The 516-nt window shown below is 62.0% G+C and carries 1 protein-coding gene; it reads right to left on the reverse strand.

Translation table 11 applies throughout. The features are described from left to right. A partial coding sequence (locus tag CFR80_RS18830) for an alginate export family protein (RefSeq protein WP_181418295.1) occupies positions 1-516 on the reverse strand: 516 nt, incomplete at both ends.

The raw sequence follows: 516 nt of genomic DNA on the forward strand, positions 1-516 counted from the left end.
GGTCTGCATGTAGAATGCCCCGTCCTTCGCCCCCGCACGGTGCATCCCCTGCGATGCGACGAAGCCTGCGATATCGTGCGTCCATGTCCAGTGGGGCGCAAAATTCCATGCAAGCTGCGTCTGGGGCGTGGTGCCGATGAACCCGCCCGACAGGCCGTTGCGCCAGCCATAGATCTTGCCGGTGCCATACACCGCATCCTGCGTGCTTTCGCGCCAGAAAACGGGGACATGCAGCTTGAGATGCAGGTTCGCCAGTGGCGCTGCCGTAATGACCGGCCCGATGCCGACCAGGTTCTGCGATGTCAGGGCCAGTGTCACGTCATTATAATACGGCAGCGGGAAATAGGGAGTGGCAAACGTGCCGACCGCGCCATCACTGCTGTGATACGACCCGCCTGAAAACAGGTCACCCTGCAGTGCGATGGACGGTTTTGCCTTCAGGCTTTTTGCCGTCCATCCCAATGTCCCGTTAACGGCATAGGCGCGCACTGCGCGTGTTGCGCCCCCGCTGGCGGG

The sequence above is a fragment of the Komagataeibacter oboediens genome (genome assembly GCF_003207815.1).
GTDB lineage: Bacteria > Pseudomonadota > Alphaproteobacteria > Acetobacterales > Acetobacteraceae > Komagataeibacter > Komagataeibacter oboediens.